Here is a 1,331-nt window from a genome sequence, read left to right as displayed (position 1 = left end):
CGGTCGCACCGCTGTCGTGAAGCAGGAGGCGTCAGCCCGCGCGGTGACCGGTGGACTCCTTGACGTGACCTTCGTGGTGTGACCCTGCCACCGACTGGTCACGCGTCAGTTCGACGTGTTCGCACGGTTACCGCCATCACGGTTAGGGTCATGCTGTTCGCTGCCGATTTGCTGCGGCATGGCCGTGTTACCCGTGGCCGCCCTGAGGCGCAGGATCACCGGCTCGGCGTGGCACAGTGTCACGCCGATGTTGGCCATCTCAACGCGGCCCCGTTCGTAGAGCCCGGAGACCGCGTCGTCGACCAACATGACGCGGTAGTCACGCTCGCTGGCTTCATAGAGCGTGGTGCGTGGACAATTCGGAAAGTTGCATCCAGCCAGTACCACGGTGTCGACGTCATTGTCACGGAGATGGTCGTCCAGGGCCGTGCCGAAGAAGGCACCCCACCGGGGCTTGTAGAGGATGATCTCGCGGTCGCCGAGTTGCTGAGTCCGCCCCGACAACAGCAATTCATCATCGAACTGTGTTGCCGGGTCAGGTGTTAAACCCGGTGCCAGTAACCGTCCGGGCGTGCCGGGGCGCAGTATTGCGGTTGGACCGGTGACAAGGTCTTTGCGCACCGGTTCAGCGTTGCTTCCGTCAGGCCGGTAGATCCGGACAACATGCACGATCGGTAGCCCGGCGCTGCGGAATGCGCGGCACAGGTCGGCGATCCGGGGCGCCACCGCCGATGTCCCAGGGATCTCCAGCGGCCCACCATCAAGAGTGTCAACTTGAACATCGATGGTCAGCAGGGCCGCAGACTCGAAGTGCGGCTCCACCACCGATTCCATCCTGTCAGGCTATAGCCTGGCATCGCTGCGGTTGACCAAAGCCGCCCCCGAGGCCAGCATTCCTAGGTCGCCGTGAACTGGCTCAGGTCATAGATGCCGAACCTTTTTTCGATGTCGGCGACTCTGTCGACCATCCCTTCGAAGCCGGCCGGACCGAACCGCCGGTGTTCCTCCTCTTCGGAAATCTCAGCCAGGTGGCGAAACTCCGCGGCGGGCAACACCTCACACACCGGGAAAACGACTGTGTCTTCGCGTGCCTCATGGGGCTCATTCATCCGGATATCGAGCCGATCCACGGCGCCTGGATTGACTTCCCGACAAGAAGGGGTGAACGGACGCGCTCGCCGGGTCTACGAGGTCACCGACTGCGGGCAGCCGGCGCTGGCCAGGGAGCGTGCCGCGCTCGCCGAATTGGCCTCCGAGATCCTCGGCCACCGGGAGGAGTCATCGCCAGCGAGCTCCCCGCATTGGCGCAGCGACTCGGCACCGGCGGTGCA

General features: G+C 64.1%; 1 protein-coding gene and 1 pseudogene. Both read right to left on the bottom strand.

The features are described 5' to 3' along the window. Nucleotides 1–105 precede the first annotated feature (105 nt). A complete protein-coding gene (locus ACOJVU_RS20200) occupies nt 106–834 on the bottom strand; it encodes a cysteine hydrolase family protein (protein WP_421531407.1) in 729 nt (242 codons plus the stop codon). A gap of 62 nt (nt 835–896) precedes the next feature. Then, nucleotides 897–1,115: pseudogene (locus ACOJVU_RS20195) on the bottom strand (hemerythrin domain-containing protein); the annotation flags it as partial. Nucleotides 1,116–1,331: the final 216 nt, after the last annotated feature.

The sequence above is a fragment of the Mycobacterium sp. THU-M104 genome (assembly GCF_049197365.1).
Taxonomy (GTDB): Bacteria; Actinomycetota; Actinomycetes; order Mycobacteriales; family Mycobacteriaceae; genus Mycobacterium.
Note: the sequence above shows the minus strand (reverse complement) of the source record. Positions and strands in the feature narration are given on the sequence as shown.